At 30.0% G+C, this 20,501-nt stretch carries 19 protein-coding genes and 1 pseudogene; 4 read left to right on the forward strand and 16 right to left on the reverse strand.

Annotated features, from left to right (window positions below; all coding sequences use genetic code 11):
• Nucleotides 1-14: 14 nt before the first annotated feature.
• The 4 genes from CCE28_RS12690 to CCE28_RS12705 all read right to left on the reverse strand — a co-directional run bounded on the left by CCE28_RS12690 (nucleotide 15) and on the right by CCE28_RS12705 (nucleotide 2,876).
• A complete protein-coding gene (locus CCE28_RS12690) occupies nucleotides 15-1,091 on the reverse strand; it encodes a GTP pyrophosphokinase (protein ID WP_176461807.1) in 1,077 nt (358 codons plus the stop codon).
• Nucleotides 1,092-1,329: 238 nt separating this feature from the next.
• The gene (locus CCE28_RS12695; RefSeq protein ID WP_095134100.1) at nucleotides 1,330-1,710 is read right to left on the reverse strand and encodes a PH domain-containing protein; all 381 of its coding nucleotides are present in this window, start codon (nucleotides 1,708-1,710) and stop codon (nucleotides 1,330-1,332) included.
• A gap of 182 nt (nucleotides 1,711-1,892) precedes the next feature.
• The gene (locus CCE28_RS12700; protein ID WP_095134101.1) at nucleotides 1,893-2,240 is read right to left on the reverse strand and encodes a RidA family protein; all 348 of its coding nucleotides are present in this window, start codon (nucleotides 2,238-2,240) and stop codon (nucleotides 1,893-1,895) included.
• Between the two features lie 123 nt (nucleotides 2,241-2,363).
• Entirely contained in the window at nucleotides 2,364-2,876 is a 513-nt protein-coding gene (locus CCE28_RS12705) for a GNAT family N-acetyltransferase (RefSeq protein WP_095134102.1), read from the reverse strand.
• A gap of 519 nt (nucleotides 2,877-3,395) precedes the next feature.
• Between CCE28_RS12705 and CCE28_RS22280 the strand changes: the two are divergent.
• A pseudogene (locus CCE28_RS22280) lies at nucleotides 3,396-3,710 on the forward strand (redoxin domain-containing protein); the annotation flags it as partial.
• A 540-nt stretch (nucleotides 3,711-4,250) separates the two neighbouring features.
• A complete protein-coding gene (locus CCE28_RS12715) occupies nucleotides 4,251-4,814 on the forward strand; it encodes a TetR/AcrR family transcriptional regulator (protein ID WP_176461808.1) in 564 nt (187 codons plus the stop codon).
• Nucleotides 4,815-4,982: 168 nt separating this feature from the next.
• Here the strand turns inward: CCE28_RS12715 and CCE28_RS12720 are convergent, their stop codons facing one another.
• Nucleotides 4,983-6,884 carry a heavy metal translocating P-type ATPase gene (locus tag CCE28_RS12720; protein ID WP_095134105.1) on the reverse strand — a complete coding sequence of 634 codons (1,902 nt, stop codon included), beginning with the start codon at nucleotides 6,882-6,884 and terminating at the stop codon, nucleotides 4,983-4,985.
• Between the two features lie 325 nt (nucleotides 6,885-7,209).
• Here CCE28_RS12720 and CCE28_RS12725 point away from each other — a divergent pair, with 325 nt between their 5' ends.
• On the forward strand, nucleotides 7,210-8,049 hold the full coding sequence (locus tag CCE28_RS12725) for an ABC transporter ATP-binding protein (protein ID WP_095134106.1): 840 nt from the start codon (nucleotides 7,210-7,212) through the stop codon (nucleotides 8,047-8,049).
• A 1-nt stretch (nucleotide 8,050) separates the two neighbouring features.
• Nucleotides 8,051-8,785, forward strand: a complete 735-nt coding sequence (locus CCE28_RS12730; protein ID WP_095134107.1) for an ABC transporter permease — start codon at nucleotides 8,051-8,053, stop codon at nucleotides 8,783-8,785.
• Between the two features lie 308 nt (nucleotides 8,786-9,093).
• Here CCE28_RS12730 and CCE28_RS12735 read toward each other — a convergent pair whose 3' ends face one another.
• From CCE28_RS12735 to CCE28_RS12780, 11 genes are all read right to left on the reverse strand, one after another.
• Nucleotides 9,094-11,274 carry a DNA topoisomerase III gene (locus tag CCE28_RS12735; RefSeq protein ID WP_095134108.1) on the reverse strand — a complete coding sequence of 727 codons (2,181 nt, stop codon included), beginning with the start codon at nucleotides 11,272-11,274 and terminating at the stop codon, nucleotides 9,094-9,096.
• Nucleotides 11,275-11,553: 279 nt separating this feature from the next.
• Nucleotides 11,554-11,700, reverse strand: a complete 147-nt coding sequence (locus CCE28_RS21860) for a transposase (protein ID WP_141228363.1) — start codon at nucleotides 11,698-11,700, stop codon at nucleotides 11,554-11,556.
• A 248-nt stretch (nucleotides 11,701-11,948) separates the two neighbouring features.
• Nucleotides 11,949-13,676, reverse strand: a complete 1,728-nt coding sequence (locus CCE28_RS12740) for a sensor histidine kinase (RefSeq protein WP_176461809.1) — start codon at nucleotides 13,674-13,676, stop codon at nucleotides 11,949-11,951.
• Between the two features lie 10 nt (nucleotides 13,677-13,686).
• Entirely contained in the window at nucleotides 13,687-14,364 is a 678-nt protein-coding gene (locus CCE28_RS12745) for a response regulator transcription factor (RefSeq protein WP_095134110.1), read from the reverse strand.
• A gap of 102 nt (nucleotides 14,365-14,466) precedes the next feature.
• Entirely contained in the window at nucleotides 14,467-15,507 is a 1,041-nt protein-coding gene (locus tag CCE28_RS12750; RefSeq protein WP_095134111.1) for a coiled-coil domain-containing protein, read from the reverse strand.
• 239 nt (nucleotides 15,508-15,746) lie between these two features.
• Complete coding sequence (locus CCE28_RS12755) at nucleotides 15,747-15,923, reverse strand: hypothetical protein (protein ID WP_176461810.1); 177 nt, start codon at nucleotides 15,921-15,923, stop codon at nucleotides 15,747-15,749.
• Nucleotides 15,924-16,065: 142 nt separating this feature from the next.
• Nucleotides 16,066-16,425 carry a hypothetical protein gene (locus CCE28_RS12760; protein WP_095134112.1) on the reverse strand — a complete coding sequence of 120 codons (360 nt, stop codon included), beginning with the start codon at nucleotides 16,423-16,425 and terminating at the stop codon, nucleotides 16,066-16,068.
• A complete protein-coding gene (locus CCE28_RS12765) occupies nucleotides 16,391-17,869 on the reverse strand; it encodes a DUF5050 domain-containing protein (RefSeq protein ID WP_176461811.1) in 1,479 nt (492 codons plus the stop codon). Before CCE28_RS12765 ends, CCE28_RS12760 begins: the two co-directional genes overlap by 35 nt.
• A 256-nt stretch (nucleotides 17,870-18,125) precedes the next feature.
• Entirely contained in the window at nucleotides 18,126-19,025 is a 900-nt protein-coding gene (locus tag CCE28_RS12770) for a DUF4392 domain-containing protein (protein ID WP_095134114.1), read from the reverse strand.
• Between the two features lie 104 nt (nucleotides 19,026-19,129).
• On the reverse strand, nucleotides 19,130-19,921 hold the full coding sequence (locus CCE28_RS12775; protein WP_095134115.1) for a putative hydro-lyase: 792 nt from the start codon (nucleotides 19,919-19,921) through the stop codon (nucleotides 19,130-19,132).
• A 224-nt stretch (nucleotides 19,922-20,145) separates the two neighbouring features.
• Nucleotides 20,146-20,469, reverse strand: coding sequence for a DUF3870 domain-containing protein (locus CCE28_RS12780; RefSeq protein WP_176461812.1), 324 nt, complete (start codon nucleotides 20,467-20,469; stop codon nucleotides 20,146-20,148).
• Nucleotides 20,470-20,501: the final 32 nt, after the last annotated feature.

The following is a 20,501-nucleotide window of genomic DNA, read 5'->3' on the forward strand; positions in this document are numbered from 1 at the left end:
AAAGGGAATAGTATTTAACTATCCCCCAAATTTTCTTCTCCCACATTTAAGCTATATTTTTTCAAATATTTATCCACATTTATACCTTGGTTCTTCAGTATTTCATAAGTTTTTTCACTCATCTGCTTGAAAGAAAACTTTTTACTTTCCTTTTCAAAATACTCATCCGTATTCTCAATCATTAGTACTGTCTTTAATAAACCTGGTAAATTATTATTAGAAATATTATCTTTTAACTTGTTGTCATAATACTTAGACATGACTTTATCAAGTTCACTGATGGTTCTTACACCTATATTCTTTAATTCTTTAATTACTTTATTATAATTTTCTTCATTTACTTGGAATTTTCCTATATTATTATCATTTATATGTTCTTTAAATTTAATACTCATATACTCCCTTAATGATGTGGAATTTAATTCTATATCTAAATCGCCCTTCTCAATATTATTGACAGTAGCTTCTGCATACATATCTAAATCCTTTGATATGGCATTAAATTCCCTATCAGCCATTTCTAACAACCCTGCTAAAAGGGCAAATCGCCTTTTTATATTAGATTCTTTAGGCAACACGCCTTTAAACTTATAATTTCTATCATGTTCTATTTCAGCCCAAGTATGTTGAAGTAGTGTTCTTACTTGTATTTCAAATACATCATCCTTATATCTTTTAAACTCTGGAAGTTCTAATCTTCTATCTGATAATCTAGCCACATAATGAACAGACTTATATCCAAAAGTGTTATTTGTAAGACCACTGGATTTATCTATCTTTTCTTCTACCTTAAACAACTCTTCTATAACATCACAGGTTCTTTTCACATCATCTTCAATATAATTTATTATTCTAATGCCTGATAAATCTTGCATTTGAATTAATGGGTTCTTATAACCTTTTCTTACAATTTTCTCAGCAAAACTATTTACTTCTTTTGCCCTATTATTAATACTATGATAACTTATAAGTTTTTCCTGTAAAACTTCATTTATAATGTTTTTCACTATTTCTGACAATTTTTTATAATGCTCTCTTTTATCTGTATATTGTTCAATATATTTCTCAACCTTTTTAGATTTTATTTCCATCATTGTCCTCCTAAAGTGATTTTCATTCTTTTTCAAAATTTAGTGTTACCTTATCTATTATATCAATTTTTCTAACTATACAAAATCATATATTGAAAAAAATGGAATTTAGTGTGTTTTTGAAACGACACATGTCCATTATAAATAATAATATCATATAAATGTGTACATATTGTTAACTCGATTATTTAATTTTAAAAATCCCCTTGCAAATTTTTACAAGGGGATTTTAATTTAATTAATATTTCATCACATAGGTTGCTAACATCCTTTGAATGTCATATACACTTTTATCTTTTTTAAATTGTTTTCCTATAGGTGCTTGTGCACCTGATATCCATATTTTTAATTCTGCATCTAAATCAAAGTGACCTGCCGATTCTACACTAAAGTGAGTTATACTTCTATAGGGTATAGTATGATACTCTATTTTTTTTCCTGTTACACCTTGCTTATCTATTAGTATTAACCTTTTATTTGTAAACAAAAACAAATCTCTCACAAGCTTATATGCCTTCTCAATATGTTCTCCTTCACTTAAAAGCTGTCTATATTCTTCTTCAATATTACCTACATTCACTTCTGTGGCATTTCCCATAAGACCATCTAAAAATCCCATAGTTATCCCTCCTTGAATAATATAGTGCGAGAAGTTAATTATACACCTTTTTATAAAAAAATCAATAATTATGTATAAATATATTACTTTTAAAATAAACTATATAATTTATGTAATAAATAAAACCAGTTAATAGAAGGCTTCTGCCCCATTAACTGGTTTAAATTTACTTAATATTTAGTTTAAACAGCAGCTACTACAGATACTTCCACTAGTATTTCTTCCCTAGCCATTTTAGCTTCCACACAAGCACGAGCTGGTGCGTGTCCCTCTGGTACCCAATTGTCCCAAATTTCGTTCATATCAGCGAATAAAGACATGTCCTTTATATATACTGTAGCTGATAATATTTTAGTTCTATCACTTCCAACACTTTCTAATAATTCATCTACCTTTTCTAAAGTAGTTCTAGTTTGTTCTTTAATATCATCTACATATTCCTTTGCCACTTGACCACAAAAGTATACTGTTCCATTATGTACAACGGCTCTAGACATTCTTTTTTTAGTTTCATATCTTTTAATTTCCATATTTTTTACCTCTTTCCTATTTTAATTTAATATGTTTAAATATAACTCTTTTTATTTCATAATCAACATTTTATTACACTCTTTTGTTTATTACTAGTCTAAACTTTTATAATTTTACATACTCTATCTATATTTTTTATAATATTCATCTTTTAACAATGAATATATCATTTGATTTAAATAACCTCTTTCACTTTTATAAGATTGTCTCAAAGTACCTTCATAAACTAATCCTAATCTAGTGTATAATTTTATACCAATAATATTATCAGGATACACATCTAGCCAAAAGCGATTCATATGTAAATCCTCAAAACAATACTTCATAATACCTAACATAACTTCTTTCCCAAATCCCATGCCCTTTTCAGATATGGCAATACGTCGAAGCTCAAATACCTCAGATTTTTCATTTAACCTCATCAGTCCATACCCTATTACGCGTGAATCGCATTTAGCCTTAAACATAAACAATAAAGCAGAATCACTTTTAATCTCTTCTAAATGTTCATCATAACTACCTTGCCAAATAAAATTTTTATTATCAGGGTGTTCTTCTAACTCCATAATTTTAGGAATATCCCCTACCTCCGCCTCATGTACTTCCAACCTCTCAGTTTCAAACACTAACCCCATAGCTTATTCCCTTCTTTCTATATAATTGTTTATTCACCTTATGTTTCTATGATTAATATTTTCTATATGAATAAAGGATTCCCTTTACATAAATTTGACTAGAACCAATATTCCCCCCAAAAGTTATTCATGGTAAGAAATACTATCTGTACTAGATTACTTAAGGTACAAAGAAAGTGACCTAAGCCACTTTAAAATGACTTTAGCCACTTGATTGAACGTTAATGAATCCCCTAGCAAATACAAGGTGGTTTTCATATTAAATATATTTAAATAGTATAAGAAAATGTAATATGCAGTTCTAGAGTACTTTAAGGGGTTTCATGTTAAAATAAATTATGCTACATGTAGATTATTCTAAATATGAAACTGGAGGTTTTTATGCAAAAGTTTATTGATTTTAATTTACCAGATAGTAACGGAGAAAATACAAAATTATCTGAAGTTCTTAAAGAAAGTAATGTCTGGTTATTTTTCTTTAGAGGTAATTGGTGAAGCACCTGAGCTAAGCAGCTTTCACAAGTTTGTGAAAAATACGAAGAGCTAAAAAGTAATTATAATGTTAGTGTATTAGGCATTAGCGTTGATAGTGTAGAAGAGTCAAAAGATTTTAAAGAAAGTTTAAGTTTACCATTTGAACTATTAAGTGATTTGGATAGAGAAGTAATTCAAGCATATGACCTAGTGGACCCAAGACTTAAAGATGTGAGAGAAATCTCTTTATCAGCATTCATCTTAATAAAGCAAGGTGGAGATATTTTATATTTCAATAAAGAAACAAAAGAAGGAAGACCTGATATAAATGAATTAATTAGTGAAATAGAAAAAATGTAATAACTGTATTCAACAAAATAAGTTTTTTGTGGTTTACCTGTATTAATCCTAAATCATGAATATTTATACAATACAGTTTTTTTAATAGCTTTATTATACAGTAATAATCATATTATAAAAGTAATAAGTCTTTCCTATTAACAAGAAAGGCCTTTTCCCATAATATTACATCTGCTTATGTTATTTTTCTTTTCTTACAAGTAGTGAACAAGACTCCACATGCATGGTGTGCCATAGTTACATAAAAATATAAAATTATTTACTTAGAGAATATTATATTAATTCAAAGGGCTAAGGTATTTCCAACCTTAACCCTTTGTTTTAGTATCTATAAAAATGTTAGGATGTAATTTGTGCAAAACTACAGTTATTTATTTTTTTATTTCTTTATCAATTCGCTAAAATATAGTACAATTAGTTTATTATTGAACATCTTGTTCCGTTATATAATATAAATTTCAGTTTTACAATAATGAAAAATAGCTTTATATTCATTATTGCACAATATTTACATTAACTTATTTTATGAAAGGTGATACAATGAATAATAAATTAGACAGACGTTCTCAAAGGACCAGAAAATTAATATTTGAAGCATTTAATGAACTGCTTGCAAAAAATCAATACAGTAAAATTACTGTTCAAAGTATTATTCACAGGGCAAATATTGGAAGAACTACATTTTATTCTCATTTCCAAACCAAAGATGAATTATTATATGAATCCTGTAAAATGATTTTTGAACATGTATTTGCTGAAAAAGTTCTTGTAGAAGCAACTCATGATTTTTCACAATCTAGTGATTTTAAAGATTATATTACTCATATTTTATACCATTTAAAAGATAATAAAAAAATTATTAAATCTATGTTGAAATTTGAAGACAGTGGAGTATTTATGAATTCCTTCAAAGAATATATTCATAAATATTTTTCTAATGTGATACAACCAGTTAATACAAATAATATTGATATAGACTTTATCAATAATCATATTGTATCAAGCTTTATCCAAGCCATTAGATGGTGGTTTCATCACAATTTAAAAGAATCCCCTGAAAAAGTCGCTAATTCTTATATATACATGATTAATCATCTGATTTAACTTAAAACAAGGCTCATTTCACAATGCTGTAAAATAAGCTGAAGTAAATATATTGATCCCACAAAACAAATAAGAAAATACGAAAAAAAAGAAAGTTATTTAGCCTCCTTGCTCAAGACTACAAGTAAAATTGTTTTGCTAGCCGAAAAACGCTCTATTAATATTCTCCTAAATAGCTTTAGCTACTTCAATATTTTTGTTGTCTTGTCTATGATCATATTTTCGGTCATACAATAATGCTGCATTTAATACAACAAGAACAGAACCTGCATTGTGGACAAGTGCACCTGTTATTGGATTCAAAAGTCCCTTAACACTCAAAATTATGGCAATAATATTAATAAGCATTGATAATGTTATATTAAATTTAATTGTTTTTACAGTTGCATTCGCAAGTCTTTTAACATAAGGAATTTTCCCAATATCATCTCCTAACAATGCAATATCAGCTGCTTCAATTGCAATATCAGAACCCATTGTTCCCATTGCTATACTTACATCTGCTGTTCTTAGTGCTGGTGCATCATTTACCCCATCCCCAACCATAGCTACTGTTTTATTCCTATTTTTCAACTCTTTAACATGATCAACTTTATCTTTTGGTAACAAATTACTGTAAACATTTGAAATCCCAATTTCATCTGCAAAGAAATTCGCAGTTTTTTCATTATCTCCTGTAAGAAGTACCACTTCTGTATTCATCATTTTTAGTTCATTAACAACTTCTCCAGCTTCATTACGCATTACATCAGAAAGTCCAATCACACCAACACATAAATCATTGATTGCCACAATTATTAAAGCCATTCCATTATTCTGAATTTCATTAATTTTATTTTTAATTTGTTTATCAATTTCAATATTATTTTCTTTAATATAATCTAATTTTCCACAATATATAGTTTTAGAATCAATTATACCTTTTACGCCTTTTCCTGCTGTCATTGTAAAGTCTTCACATTTTAAAACCTTAATATTTTCTTTTTTTGCTTTTTCTACAACTGCTTTCGCAAGAGGATGTTCTGAAAAGCTTTCAATACTTGATGCTAATGCCAAGAACTTCTTTCTGTTTATTATATCTTTATTAAAATACATCTCACTAACTGTTAATTTTCCATAAGTTAATGTTCCTGTTTTATCAAAGGTTATTGTATCGACCTTACCCATACTTTCAAGTGCTGCACCAGATTTAATAATGATACCTTTTTTTGTAGCCTGACCAATTGCAGCCATTATTGATGTAGGTGTAGCTAATGCCAATGCACATGGACAGAAAACAACAAGAACGGTTACACCTCTTACTACATCACCAGTAAAAATCCAAACCAATATAGCAATGAAAAGTGCAATGGGAACTAGCCATACAGCTAATTTGTCTGCAATTCTCTGCATTGGAGCTTTATTATTTTCAGCTTCTTCCACCAGCTTTATCATCTTCTTAAGTGATGAATCTTCTCCAACGGCTGTAGCTTTTATATCAATTGTTCCATAGCAGTTTAAAGTCCCGCAATACACATGATCTCCAAGAGACTTATCAACAGGTAATGATTCACCTGTCATGATAGACTGGTCAATAGATGAACTTCCATTTATAATAACTCCGTCTACAGGTATTTTTTCTCCCGGTAATACTCTTAAATGATCCTTTAACTTAATCTCCCTTGCATCTATCAATTCTTCTTTATCCTCACCAGTAATGATTCTTCCTTTTACAGGTGTAAGATTAATAAGATTCTTCAAACCTTTATGGGCTTTCTCTAGGGTTTTTTCTTCAAGTATAGCACCTATTGCCATAATAAATGCAACTTCTCCCGCTGCAAAATATTCTCCAATCATAATAGATGCAACCATAGCCATAGCTATTAATAATGCAGAGGATACCCATTTTTCAAATATGAGTCTTTGTAATGCTAATATTAGCATGGGTATACCAGAAATTAAAACAGCCCCCCATGCAAAATCAACAGGCACTTCTATTCCTACCATCATACATATTAAACTTAATGCTAAAAATATACCTGACACAACTGTCATTTTCAGTCCAAATAAAAAATCCATTATTTTTTCCATCAGTTATTCCTCCCTTCAAAATACACTACAATGTATTTGTTACAGAACACATTGTTCTGTAATTATAAATCTAAAAATCAATGAAAACAATGATTAATATAATGGATCTGTTCGTTACTGAACATATGGCAGTAAATGTTCCAAATATAATTGAACCGTATAATCAGTAAAATAAATTCATCTTTTAACATTAAAAGTAAGATCGTTTTTATGAAGTGTAAATATTAAGTATCTTAAATTCATTTTGATAATGATAATCATTTACATTAAGTCTTGTTCTTGCTATAATACTTTTGAGTGAAAAAGCAAACATGGAGGTTTATATATGATAAAAATCAATCATGTCACAAAAAAATTTGGTGATTTTACAGCTGTAAACGCCTTAAATTTAGAAGTAACAACAGGGGAATTCTGTGCTTTATTAGGACCTAATGGAGCGGGGAAGACTACATTAATAAAAATGCTCATAGGACTATTAAAAGCAAATGAGGGAACTATTATGATGGATCATATGATTATGAATAGAAACAATAGTAAATTAAAGAAAAAAATTGGTATTGTTCCTCAGCATACAAACTTAGACAAAGATCTTACAGTAAAAGAAAATTTATTATTTAGTGCAAAATTATTTAAAATCCCTAAAATAGAAGCAGAAGAAAAAGCAGATGCATTAATAGATTTTATTGATTTAAAAAGTGTAGAAAATCGAACGACCAGAAGACTTTCTGGTGGAATGAAGAGGAAGTTAATGATTGCTAAAGCCCTTATTCATGACCCTGACATTATATTTATGGATGAGCCTACTATCGGAATAGACTTAAATGCAAGAAGAAAAATATGGGATGTTTTAAGGGCTATGAAAAAGGAAGGAAAAACAATATTAATGACAACCCATTACATAGAAGAAGCAGAATATTTATGTGACCGTGCTGCTCTTATGAATTCTGGTAAGGTGATTTATTACGATAAACCAGAGAATTTAAGATATAATTTAGGGAAATATACAGTAGAATATTTTAATGAAGAGAAAAAATCAATGTATCGATACTTTAAAACGAAAGAAGAAGCAAGGCTTTATGTAAATTCATTGAATGATGAATATACCCTTAGAGATACTACTTTAGAAGACGTTTTTTATAACTTTACAAATAGGAAGGTAGATTAATATGGAAATATGTACTATTTTATGGAGAGAATGGATATTCTTCAAAAGACAACTTGGTAAAATTACTGGTGGTGCCATTATGAATCCACTACTCTATTTAATCGCATTTGGCTGGGGATTTGGTGAAGACATTGTAGTAGAAGGCTATAATTATATGTATTATCTGATTCCTGGTATTATTGCATTATCAACAATGAATACGAGCTTTAATGCAATCTCTTTAAGAGTAATAGTCTCTAAAATATATGAAAAAAGTTTTGAATATTATTTAACTGCTCCAGTTAATATTTATTTATTAGCTCTTGGACATGTATTAGCGGGTGCTCTTAGAGGCATGTATGCAGCCTTTCTGATTATAATTATATCTTATATTTTCGGCATATATATTAAAATCAATTTGGCACTTATTTTTATTATATTTCTAAATAGTATGTTATTTTCTGCATTTGGTTATTATGCAGCTATTCTTATAAAGAGTCATTACCAAATCAATTGGTTTAAAACCTATATAAATACACCCATGACTTTTTTATGTGGAACCTTTTTTTCTTTAGAAAAAATGCCTAATATTGTTAAAGCCATTATTGAAATATTACCATTGACTCACGCTTCAAGAAGTTTAAGAGCCATTGCATTAAATGGACAAATAAGCATAACTTCTATAGGTGTATTATTTATGTATTTAATTGTATTTTATTTTTTAAGTGTATATGCTAGTTTTCAAGAAGTAGAATAGTATGTATTGAAAAATTTATAATAGTTTATTTTATTTCGTAAGAGTTTATATAGATATACACTGTCAAAACTAAAATTATATTAGAATTTTTTTTGCTTAATTGATTGAGTTTGCAAGAAATAAAAGAATGTAATAAAAAGAAAAAGGGGTATCTTTTAATCCCCCTTAGTAAATACTTATTCAATAATTATTGTAATTCTAATAGTAGATACAGTTGCCCTTTACTTTCTAACTAACTTCGATACACACTCGACATGCGTAGTATGTGGAAACATATATAATAACTGTCCTTGTTTATTAATAACTTTCTAAAACTTAAGCTTAGCCAATGCATCTGCTAAAGCAGTATTTATTGGCTCATTATTCTTTTGTTGCTTCTTTAAATAATTTCCTACATCTCTTTTCGAACCCTGCTTTTTCTTTTCTTCTTTTCTCTTTTTAAATGCAGATAATTTTTCTCTGTGACCGCAAGGACAAACGAAGATTTGACCTTCTCCCTCTCCACGCATTTCCATCTTTTTATGACAGTTTGGACACCTAGCATTAGTAACTTTACTAATTCCTTTTTTGTATCCACATTCCCTATCTTGACATACTAGCATTTTACCTCTTTTATTTTTTACTTCTAAAAGATATTTTCCACACTCAGGACATTTTGTTCTAGTCATGTTGTCATGTTTGAATTTGCCTTCACCAGTTTTTATGTCCTTAATAATTTCTTTAGTGTAGTCTTTCATTTCTTTTATAAAGTTATTTTTCTTGATTTTACCTTTAGATATGGCATCTAGCTTTTGCTCCCATTTAGCTGTTAGGGCTGCTGATTTTAAGTCCTTTGGAACTAGTGTTAGAAGTTGCCTTCCCTTTGAAGTAATATATATGTCTTTTCCCTTTTTCTCTATTAAAAAAGAGTTAAATAACTTTTCTATAATGTCAGCTCTAGTGGCTACTGTTCCTATTCCACCAGTTTTACCTAAGGTTTTTATTAATTCCTTATTTTCCCCTGCCATAAACTTAGCTGGGTTTTCCATAGCTGAAAGTAGACTACCTTCATTAAATCTAGGTGGTGGATTAGTTGCACCCTTAGTCTTTGATATTCTATTTATCCTTAAAGATTCACCCTTGTTAATGTTAGGTATATGTTGTTCTTTAATATTGTCTTCATCTTCATCCTCATATTTATTTGAATAAATTTCTTTCCAACCATTTTTTAGTATGGATTTTCCCTTAGCTACAAACTTTTCTGTACCTACTTTTCCATCTATACTTATTTGTTCATATTCAAAAGGATCTGATAATACGGCTAAAAATCTCTTTACTACTAAATCATATATTTTTCTTTCCCTATCACCTAAGTCCGATAAGAATGCCGTTTCCTCTGTTGGTATTATAGCATGGTGATCTGTTACTTTTTTATTGTCTACAAAGGATTTACTAGGCTTTATGTTTTTCTTATATAGTTTTGATGCCCATTGAGAATAGGGCTTTATCATACAAGCCTTTATTCTATCTTTTAGGGTAGGTACCATATCATCTGTTATGTATCTAGAATCTGTTCTAGGATAAGTAAGTACCTTGTAGTTTTCATATAATCTTTGAGTTATTGATAGTGTTTCTTTTGCTGAATATCCAAATATTTTATTAGCATCTCTTTGAAGTTCTGTAAGGTCATATAATCTAGGTGCATAAGTTTTTTTGTGAGTTTTTTTAATGTCTATTATGTCTAGTTTTTCACCATTTAGTCCTTTAATAATCTTGTCTATTCTCTCTTCATTAAAGGAGCTAGTACTTCCTGATTTACTATCTTTCCAAGTAAATTTTAATTTATCTGTAGAACATGTTATGCCAAAGTAATCTTTTGGTCTGAAAGTTCTTATTTCTTCTTCCCTTTCATTTATCATAGCTAAAGTTGGTGATTGAACTCTACCACAAGAAAGTTGGGCATTGTGCTTACATGTTAAGCCACGAGTGGCATTAATACCTACTATCCAGTCAGCTTCTGCACGAGCTTGAGCTGATGCATAAAGGTTTTCATAGTCTTTACCATCTTTTAAGTTGTTAAATCCATCTCTTATGGCCTTATCTGTTACGGATGATATCCAAAGTCTCTTTATAGGTTTATTTACTTTAGCCTTTTGAATTATCCACCTAGCCACAAGTTCACCTTCTCGCCCTGCATCTGTGGCTATTATTATTTCTGATACATCTTTTCTATGCATTAAGCTTTTTACTGTGTTAAATTGCTTAGAAGTCTTTTTTATTACTACTAGACCTAATCTATCAGGAAGCATTGGTAGGTCTTCCATATTCCAATTTGCATATTTTTTATCATAAACTTCTGGGGCTGCCAAAGTCACTAAGTGACCTAGTGCCCATGTTACTATGTATTTATTTCCTTCAAAGGACCCATTTCCTTTTTTACTACAATTTAATACTCTAGCTAATTCCCTTCCTACAGAAGGCTTTTCAGCTAATACTAGAATTTTACTCATTTAAACATTCCTTTCAATTACACCTTTTTTATCTTCTCTATTCTAACATAAAAGACCCTTTTAAAAAAAGGGGCTTAGTTCCTTCATAAATTAAGGTTTACATTAACTTATTTAGTATCCTTTCCTTATGTATTAAACCTTATGTATTAAAGAGTAATCCATAAAAGCTTCATCTAACCGCTGCTATTAGTTAACCTTTAAAAATTTCCCTTTCATACCTAAAAAAGTGATGGAATGACTAGGGTTGTCAATTCCATCACTTTTGCCAGATAATTGTATTCAGATTTCATATACTGATTTATAGTCTTCTGCATACGATGAATACTCATTTTTAGATATACATCCTTCTAGTAATCTATGAAATGATTCTATATGAGCATTTTTATTTGGAGTTTTACATGTAATTCTCTCATGTTCTAAATTCATTTCTACACATTCATCATTAAATTTTTTACTAAATCTCTTAAAATAGCTATTTCTAAATCCTTTTCACCAAGTAGTTCTTTCAATTTTACATTTTCTTTTCATCTGGACTTACTCCTTATAAATCTATAATATAAAATTCACAGAGATTTGCCCAAGATGATTAGGGTGATTATGAGATACGGCAGATAAACTTCTTCCCTCCATCCTTTAAAGTGCTCTTTGCAAACATTTTAATTTCTTTAGCACTTTTAACTTAGAGGGATGTTCACGTAGAAGTGAATGAAGTTATCTCTATTTTGTACACCAAAATCAAAACCATGAAGATCGAGAATACTTTTTGTTATAGAGAGACCAAGGCCGAATCCACCTAATTTTCTACTCCTTGCCGTATCTGCTTTATAGAACCGATCCCAAATTCTAAGGAGATCAATTTTTTGGATATCCTCAACTTGGTTCTTAATATAACAGTGTATCCCTTGATTATCTTTTTTCAGGCTCAGATATACTGTGGTACCTGCTGGAGCATACTTCAATGCGTTGGACATCATATTGGTAAAGACCTGATTAATACGTTCTAAATCTGCATAAATGAATATGTCACTTTCCACATCTACGAGTAGTTGAGTCCCCTTTTCTTCATATATAGGATAGAATCTTTCTACTAGATCCAACATCTCTTGGGATAAATTGAACTCTCTTCTTTGTAACATATCCATCTTGGATTCTAGTTTTGAAAGTTCCAGTAAGTCGTTGATGAGTTTATTCATTTTCCGATTTTCATCTAGTATGATGCTTGTATAATATTTAGCTTTATCCTCATAAATATATTTATCTTCAAGCCTTTCCGTATAAGCTCTTACAATACCAAGGGGAGTTTTTAATTCATGAGAGGCGTCTGCCACAAATCTCTTTCTTGCTTCTTCAAACTCCTCCTTTAATTTTAATTCTTCTTTAAGTTGTTTATTACTCTCTTCTAGTTCCCTTAGAGTAATTTCCAATTTATCTGCCATTTTATTAACGTTTGAAGAAATCATACCGATCTCATCTGAGGATTTTACAACTAGGCGATCCTTAAAGTCTAAATTAGATATTTTCTTTGTAATATTATTAATATTTAAAATAGGCTTAACTACAAGTTTTGTTACAAGTAACAATATTAGAATAAGTAAAAAAATTGTTAGTAGGATAACATATATTAAGAACTGAGGAATTAGTTCAATCACTTCCGTTACTGGTTGCAAACTATATAAACTAAAGGCATATATATCCCCATAGGGTATAACTACCAGATAATTTTTTATACCCGTTTTCACATCTACGTTTTCAATAACATATGAGTTCTTATTGACAGTCTCTGGCTTTAAGTTGCCTGAATTTGTCATCTGATACATCATGTCCTGCCTATATATCGAACCACTTTCATAGGTTGCAAGTTCATAATCTATCACTTTACCAGTAATTCTAGTAATCTGAGGAAGTTTATAATTAAAGCTAGCCCTAAGTTCACTTAGTTTATCTTCTGTTAAATCATAGATTGATAATCCCATAAACTTATCTTCGACCCAATATCCTACGAAGGAAAGATTCATTCCCTTTATTATTTTTGTACCTTTATTCTGTATTTGAAAAATTGCATCCCCTAAATCTACGCGAGTTATTCCGTATTCACTTTCTAAATAAATGATCTGACTTCTGCGAGGAAAAAATACATCCCTATCCCTCATTATGGCCAGAGGTTGTACATTAGAAGCAGTGAAATCTGTGACCAAATTGGTAAGATCCTTTTCTTCTAACCTTCCATTTTCTTTGCTTTCTTCTAAAAATCTTTGTATATCCTCTTCAATATTTTTTATCTGTGTCCCTACAAAGTAGGGTTCAAAATAGTTCACTATACCAATAAAAATAGCACCGATTACAATGACAAAGGTTAAAAAAAGCACAATAAAAAGTTTTGTTGTCAGCCCCACCTTATTCATGCACGTACCCTCAATGGTCTTCATACTTATATCCTGCCCTTAATACAGTTTTAATAAAAGAACCGTAAGTGTCCAGTTTCTTTCTTAACTTTTTTATATGTGCATCTACAATTCTTGTATTGCCAAAATAATCATAGCCCCAAATTTCATCTAGGATTTGTTCCCTTGTCAACACATTTCCCTTGTGTCTGAGTAAAAAAAGTAAAATTTCATACTCCCTGGGGGTAAGCTCAAGATCTTTACCATTAAGCTTTGCTACATATGCCTTTTTATCTATTAATAATGCACCTGATGATAAGATATCTTTTCTATCAAGAATAGACCCTTTATACCTTTTCAAAAGAGTTTTTATTCTAGCCACTAGAACCCTTGTACTAAAAGGTTTCGTTACATAGTCATCCGCTCCAAGATCAAATCCCATGAGTTTATCATCTTCATGAGACCTTGCAGTGATTATGATAATTGGAATATCAGATACTTCTCTGATTTTTCTACAAATACTCCAGCCATCTATTTCAGGCATCATAATGTCAATTAGGGCTAGATCCATATTCTCGTAATTAAAATGTTTTAGTGCTTCCTTTCCATCGGGTGCCTCTATCACCTCAAAATCTTCATCCTCAAGATATTCTCTAATAATTGCACGTAGCCTATCCTCATCTTCTGCTATTAATATTCTTTCTTTCATAGGTGCACCTCCTTTATTAGTAGTTTGTCATACAAGCCAGATTAATGCAACAATATGCAGCTCAGAGAAGTTAAATCTCTCAAAGCTGCATACTTATTATCTTTATTGAAATGAAACATAATAATCAATAATCATTTTAATGCTTTCAGCATGTTTTTTTGCTGTTTCCTCTTTATTTGCCTTTTGTGCTTCCTTCATTTTATCAAAAGAATTCATGTACCCATCCATATCCTTGTGAGCGATATAACTTCTATCTGCAATAAACTTTAACTGGGCTTTAAGACTTTCTCTTGTTAATTCCGTTAAAATTTCTTCTTTTGTAAGGGAAACAATTTCAAGATTTTGCTGTTCTTCGTTTTCTTGCTCTTCAAGCTGTTGTTCATATTCAAGTCTAGCTCTTTCTTCTTCAGCAAGAATTCTTTCATATTCAAGACGTTCTTCTTCCTCACGCTTCTGTTGCTCCGCAATTAATCTTTCTTCTTCCCTACGTCTTTGTTCCTCTTGAAGCATTTTTTCTTCTTCCTCTTTAAGTTGCCTTTCGTATTCAAGTCTAGCTTTTTCTTCTTCAGCAAGAATTTCTTCATATTCAAGACGTGCTTCTTCATCACGTCCCTGTTGCTCCGCAATTAATCTTTCTTCTTCTTCCTTACGTCTTTGCTCCTCTTGAAGCATTTTTTCCTCTTCCTCTTTAAGCTGCCTTTCATATTCAAGTCTAGCTTTTTCTTCTTCAGCAAGAATTTCTTCATATTCAAGACGTGCTTCTTCATCACGTCTCTGTTGTTCTTCCGCCACAGTCTCTTCATCAGGAATATTCCCTACTAATCTATCCAGAGCTTGATAATCTTTTTGTACTTGGTCATAGTCTCTTTCTTTAAGGTGTTTTTTTAAGTCCTCGATTATTTTATGTGCTTCATTTTTTTCAGTTTCATTAAGAGATGCTCGTTTTAATAATTCCTCTTCAAGAGATAAAACCGGAATTCCTCTAATAGGAATATATTTTTGTGATAAATTAGTTTGTACAATATATCCACTATCTTTAGTACCATTAACATTTTCAGTACTTGGATCAGCAAAGGTTGTCATAGTGGTAATCATACATGTTAACGCTAGTGTTAAACATAGCATAGACTTCATTTTTTTCATGTTTATCCTCCTTTTAATCTAAGTTTATGTGGTGCACCTTCAGGAGTATTATATAATCACCGTGTGAATTTCATATGAATTTTATAAGAATTTGATATAATTTCACTTATGAATACAAGGCTATAAACATTGACAATTTAAAAATATTAGACAAAATAAATACATGAAACCATCCCTTTTACAAAAAGCTTACTTCATATTTTCGAAGTAAGCTTTTTGTAAAAGGGATGGAAGATTGTTTATCTACTTCCTTTATCATAAGGGATTCCAACAGCTTTTGGTGCACTTGCATTTTTAGATGTCCACGCTAAAGCTATTAAAGTTGTAATATATGGAATCATCTTGTATACATTATTTGGAATACCAATATTATTTAAGAATGCAATTCCTGAATAAGACGCAGCCAAAGTCTTCATAAATCCAAAGAACAATGACTCATTTAAACATTCCTTTCAAGTCTGTCTTCTTTTTATCTTCTCTATTCTAACACAAAAGACCCTTTCTAAAAAAGGGTCTTAGATTCTTTGAAAATCCTTTAATTATTATAGTCCATTTCTTCTAAATACTTGGTTCAGCCATCACTTTCACCTTATCATTTTTTATTTTGTAATAGATATTAGCTCCATCATATACAGATTTTCCACTGGCATTTTCAATAAGTACTTTCTTATTTAAAGTCTTTAAGTCTCTTTCCTTAATCTGTGTATCAATATTGTAAATTATTTGGCCTTTCTCTTCATATATGATGTTTATGTCCATTCCTTCATCTATATGAACTCTACCATAATGGTTTAAATTGTATCTTGTTAATATCTTCTTATTTTCTGTAGAAGCAGATATTATATATGCCTCATCATTAGATACTTTTAATAGTTTTTCTATATCATATAAAAGCGCGGTCTTCCCTTGAGTTTTCATATTTATACTGTATAGTATATCTCCTTCGTTTACAATTAGTTGCTCTCCTGCTAAATCCCACTCTTTTATATTCTCCTATTTGATGTTGATTATTACTAAAATCCATCCTATATATAATTCCATTTTTAGCATAACAAATATAATCATCTTTAATCATAAATTTCTCTGGTTCTTTTATTGGAAGTTTACGAAGTTCATTAATCACTGTATCAAAACACATCAACTTATTTTCAGAGTAGTTATCCAACTCTAAAAAAAGTATTTTAGTTCCATATAAGACAGCTTCATCCACTTCATCACTTAATAAAATTTTTCTATGAGATCCATCTATAGTACTTACATAAATGTCATCATCTAAATTTACGTAATAGATTTTATTATCTTGAATGCCTATTATATCTTGAAAGTCATCTACAAATCTATTTTCTCCCTTTGATATATTATAAATAAACAATTTATCTTTATTAGTGTATATTATATACGGAAAATAACATGTATGTATTTTTTCAATATTAGCAGATATTGTCTTCATTTCCTTAGTTTCATAATTATAAACTTCTCCTATATTTGTATCTTCTTGTTTGATAACGGTCAATTTATCATCTATTATACCTACTATAGAATGTTTATTATTATCATACAAACATCCCCTATAACTATGTTTATCATAACGTTCTACATAGTCCTTAGCTACTATGTAGGTACTATCATCTTCTATATATATTTGACTTTTAGATACAGAATCCAAATCAAATTCTATTTCAATATTTTTACTTTTTAAGTTGTACTCATATTGTTTTCTGTCTTTTATATAATAAACATACTCTTGATCAATATTCAAACTATCTATAGATTTCACATATGTATCGTCTAACAATAAAGTTTTTTCCAAACTGTCTAAATCTACTTTATACAGGCTATACCTATCATCATCAAATATATATAGAGAATTATCTTTTATCATATGAAAAGTTACATGTTTATCTTCAAAAATTACTTTTTCCTCTTTTGATTTTAGATTTTTCCTAATTAAAGCATTTCTTTCTTCGTCATAATAGAATAGATTGTTATTTTTTATGCTCATAGAAGTAATATAACCTCTTTGGACTAACTCAACCGCTGAGACTAAAGGGCCATACCTATATACTCCTGGTTGCTGGTATTCACCTGTGTTTTTTAAACAAAACTCTTTTAAAAAATATATATAATTACCTTCCTTTAACATATTCCATATGGGAAAATCTAAAATCCTTGTACTTTTGCCATCATGAATTGTATAAAGATTATAATTATCATTGTGATTTATGTAATAAATTTCCCCATTTACTTTGGCTACTGGATTTTCATATAAGCTAAAATCCACGTGCCCAATTCCATAGGCTATAGTACTACTTCCTATCACTAACCAAATAACTAATCCCATTAATAACTTGATCCTTTTCATCATGTTTATCCTCTCATTCCAATTTATGTCAAACTACCATATTCTTGAAATATCCTCATATCCTTTATTTATCCAAATTGTTACAAAGAATATTTTTCATTTTCAATAGTAGGGCTTCCTACTACTAGGATATGATAATAAAAAGCTCAGAAGGGAGGTAAGCACACGATACTATTAAAAAACTAATACAGAAAAATATTATAGAGATTAGCGGTAACATATACGAAATATATAGTCTAGCAATGAATATTTAATTCTAAACAGCTACTATTTTTTCCCTTTGTTTATTTAATGCTTTCTCCACTATTCTTCTCAATCTTTCAAGTATTTGAAGATTTTCATCCAAGCTTAATCCATCTACACTCAGGGTAGGTTTTTTAGTACATCCATCTACCCCTCCTGCTCTTAACATACTTTCTAACAGCAATATTTCCGTTATTGAATCATGTAATAACATGGTATGAGAAAGTATTGAAAGAGCTGCCACTAAGGCATGACCCCCCCAATTTGATACTCCTGCTACTATTAGATAATCAGTAGCAGTATTGGCACATATTTGGCCACCTTTATTTACTGAATTTACAACAAAAGACGTAACTTTGCCCATTCCAACTTCATTTCCACCATCTCCAACGGCCAATGTTGTTATTCCAAGTTCCTTTGATTTTTCAAATAATATATCTGTATTTGGAACTAAATCACTAAGGTCTTCTCCTCTCATGGAATAGCAACATCCATCCATTGCTCTTCCAGGCCTTTCTATTCCTACTATATGAGATGGATTATATTTTATTAATAGATCATTGCAAAACTCTTCTGCGTTATTATATGGAACCACTTCTATAGGAGTTTTCATATGCTTTACCATACAGCAATTATACAGCATCTCTTTAGAATATTTGTCTGTTACAAGTACTACTTTTTTACCTAGATTTTCTAATGCACTGGCCAATGATATTGCTCCAATAGGACCGTCCGTTTCCCCAGTAAGGGTATCTCTGATAACAAATCCAGTCACAATGAAAACTGTGGAACTTTTTAAAAGGTCTTTTACCCCTTTTTTAAATTCTCCTGGTAAGTTGATTCTATCCATACCTCTTTCATCTAAATTTTTCCTAATTATATTTTCTATTTCTATAAAATATTTTTCATCCATATGATTTCAACTCCCTATATTCAAATATTATCCCTTTTCTGTAAAAAACGTTCTTCAAAATCACAATTAAAATGAACACAAAAGACTATTTATGCCTATCTAATTTACAAAACTGCCAACTCATGATTTTTTATATCTGTTATAAACATATGTCCAGGTGCATGGGTTATCATTATTTCAGGCTTTACTTTCATTGCAACAGCTTGAGGAGTAACTCCACATGCCCAAAATACTGGAATTTCATTATCTTTTATTTCCACAGAATCACCAAAATCAGGTTTATAAATATCATTTATCCCTATTAGTTTTGGATTTCCCATGTGTATGGGTGCTCCATGTACACCTGGATATCTAGAGGTTATCTGTACTACTTTAGATACTTTATCCAATGGTATAGGCCTCATACTTACTACTGTTGGTCCTGAAAATATACCTGCTGGCTTACACTCAATATTTGTAATATACATTGGTACATTACTTTTATTTGTTATATGCCTAACTTCTATTCCTTCATCTATAAGGGCTGACTCAAATGTAAAACTACATCCTAATATGAAGGAAATAAAGTCATCTCTCCAAATAGATTTTAACTCTCCATATTCTCCTTGAAGTTTTCCTTTCTCATATACTCTATATTTTGGAATATCTGTACTTATATCTGATCCGGTCGCAATGGTTTTTAGCTCCTTGCATCCCTCATTTGTAACTTCTAATAAGGGACATGATTTAGGATTCCTTTGAGCAAACAATAAAAAATCGTAAGCAAGCTTTTTAGGAAGAGTTACCAAATTCCCTTGTACATATCCTCTACACATACCAGATGTGGGCCCTTGTATTTCACCTTTTCGTATCATTTTTCTCACTTCAAAGGGTTTAGAAAAAGATAAATCTCTCATGACTTTATTCTCCTTTCATATGCAATCCAAATATATTTTAATTACTTTAATTTAATATATCTTCGCAAAAATGCAAAAAAACCCAGCTAAACTATACGTTAACTGGGTCTTATTTATAATTATATATAGAGGATAATCCATATACTAATAAACAAAACTTAATATTAAATTTTTATTCAAATACATTTATTATACTTATATAATACCCTATTTTGTTAAATATTTCAATTATTTTTAATCATCATATATTTATTTCGAGCATCCTTTACAGATGCTATTACGGCCTTTTGAGCCATTCCATAAAATCTATCTCGTATCTCTTGTATGATTTGATCTATATCATCTACAAGATTGTAATCTATAAGAATAGATCTTATAAAATCACTCGTAACATCTTTTACCATATTACATGTTGTATCAATTATTTTCCCACTGTCCCTATCCAATATAATTCCTGTAAAAAAAATTTCATACACGGCTGAAATTGGATCATTTTTACTTATCTTTGCAGTTCCTAAAATATAGATTGTATTTTTCTCGTAAATCAAGTATATTCCCCCTCTTATTGCAAATAGCCTAG

It is taken from the genome of Anaeromicrobium sediminis, assembly GCF_002270055.1.
GTDB lineage: Bacteria > Bacillota > Clostridia > Peptostreptococcales > Thermotaleaceae > Anaeromicrobium > Anaeromicrobium sediminis.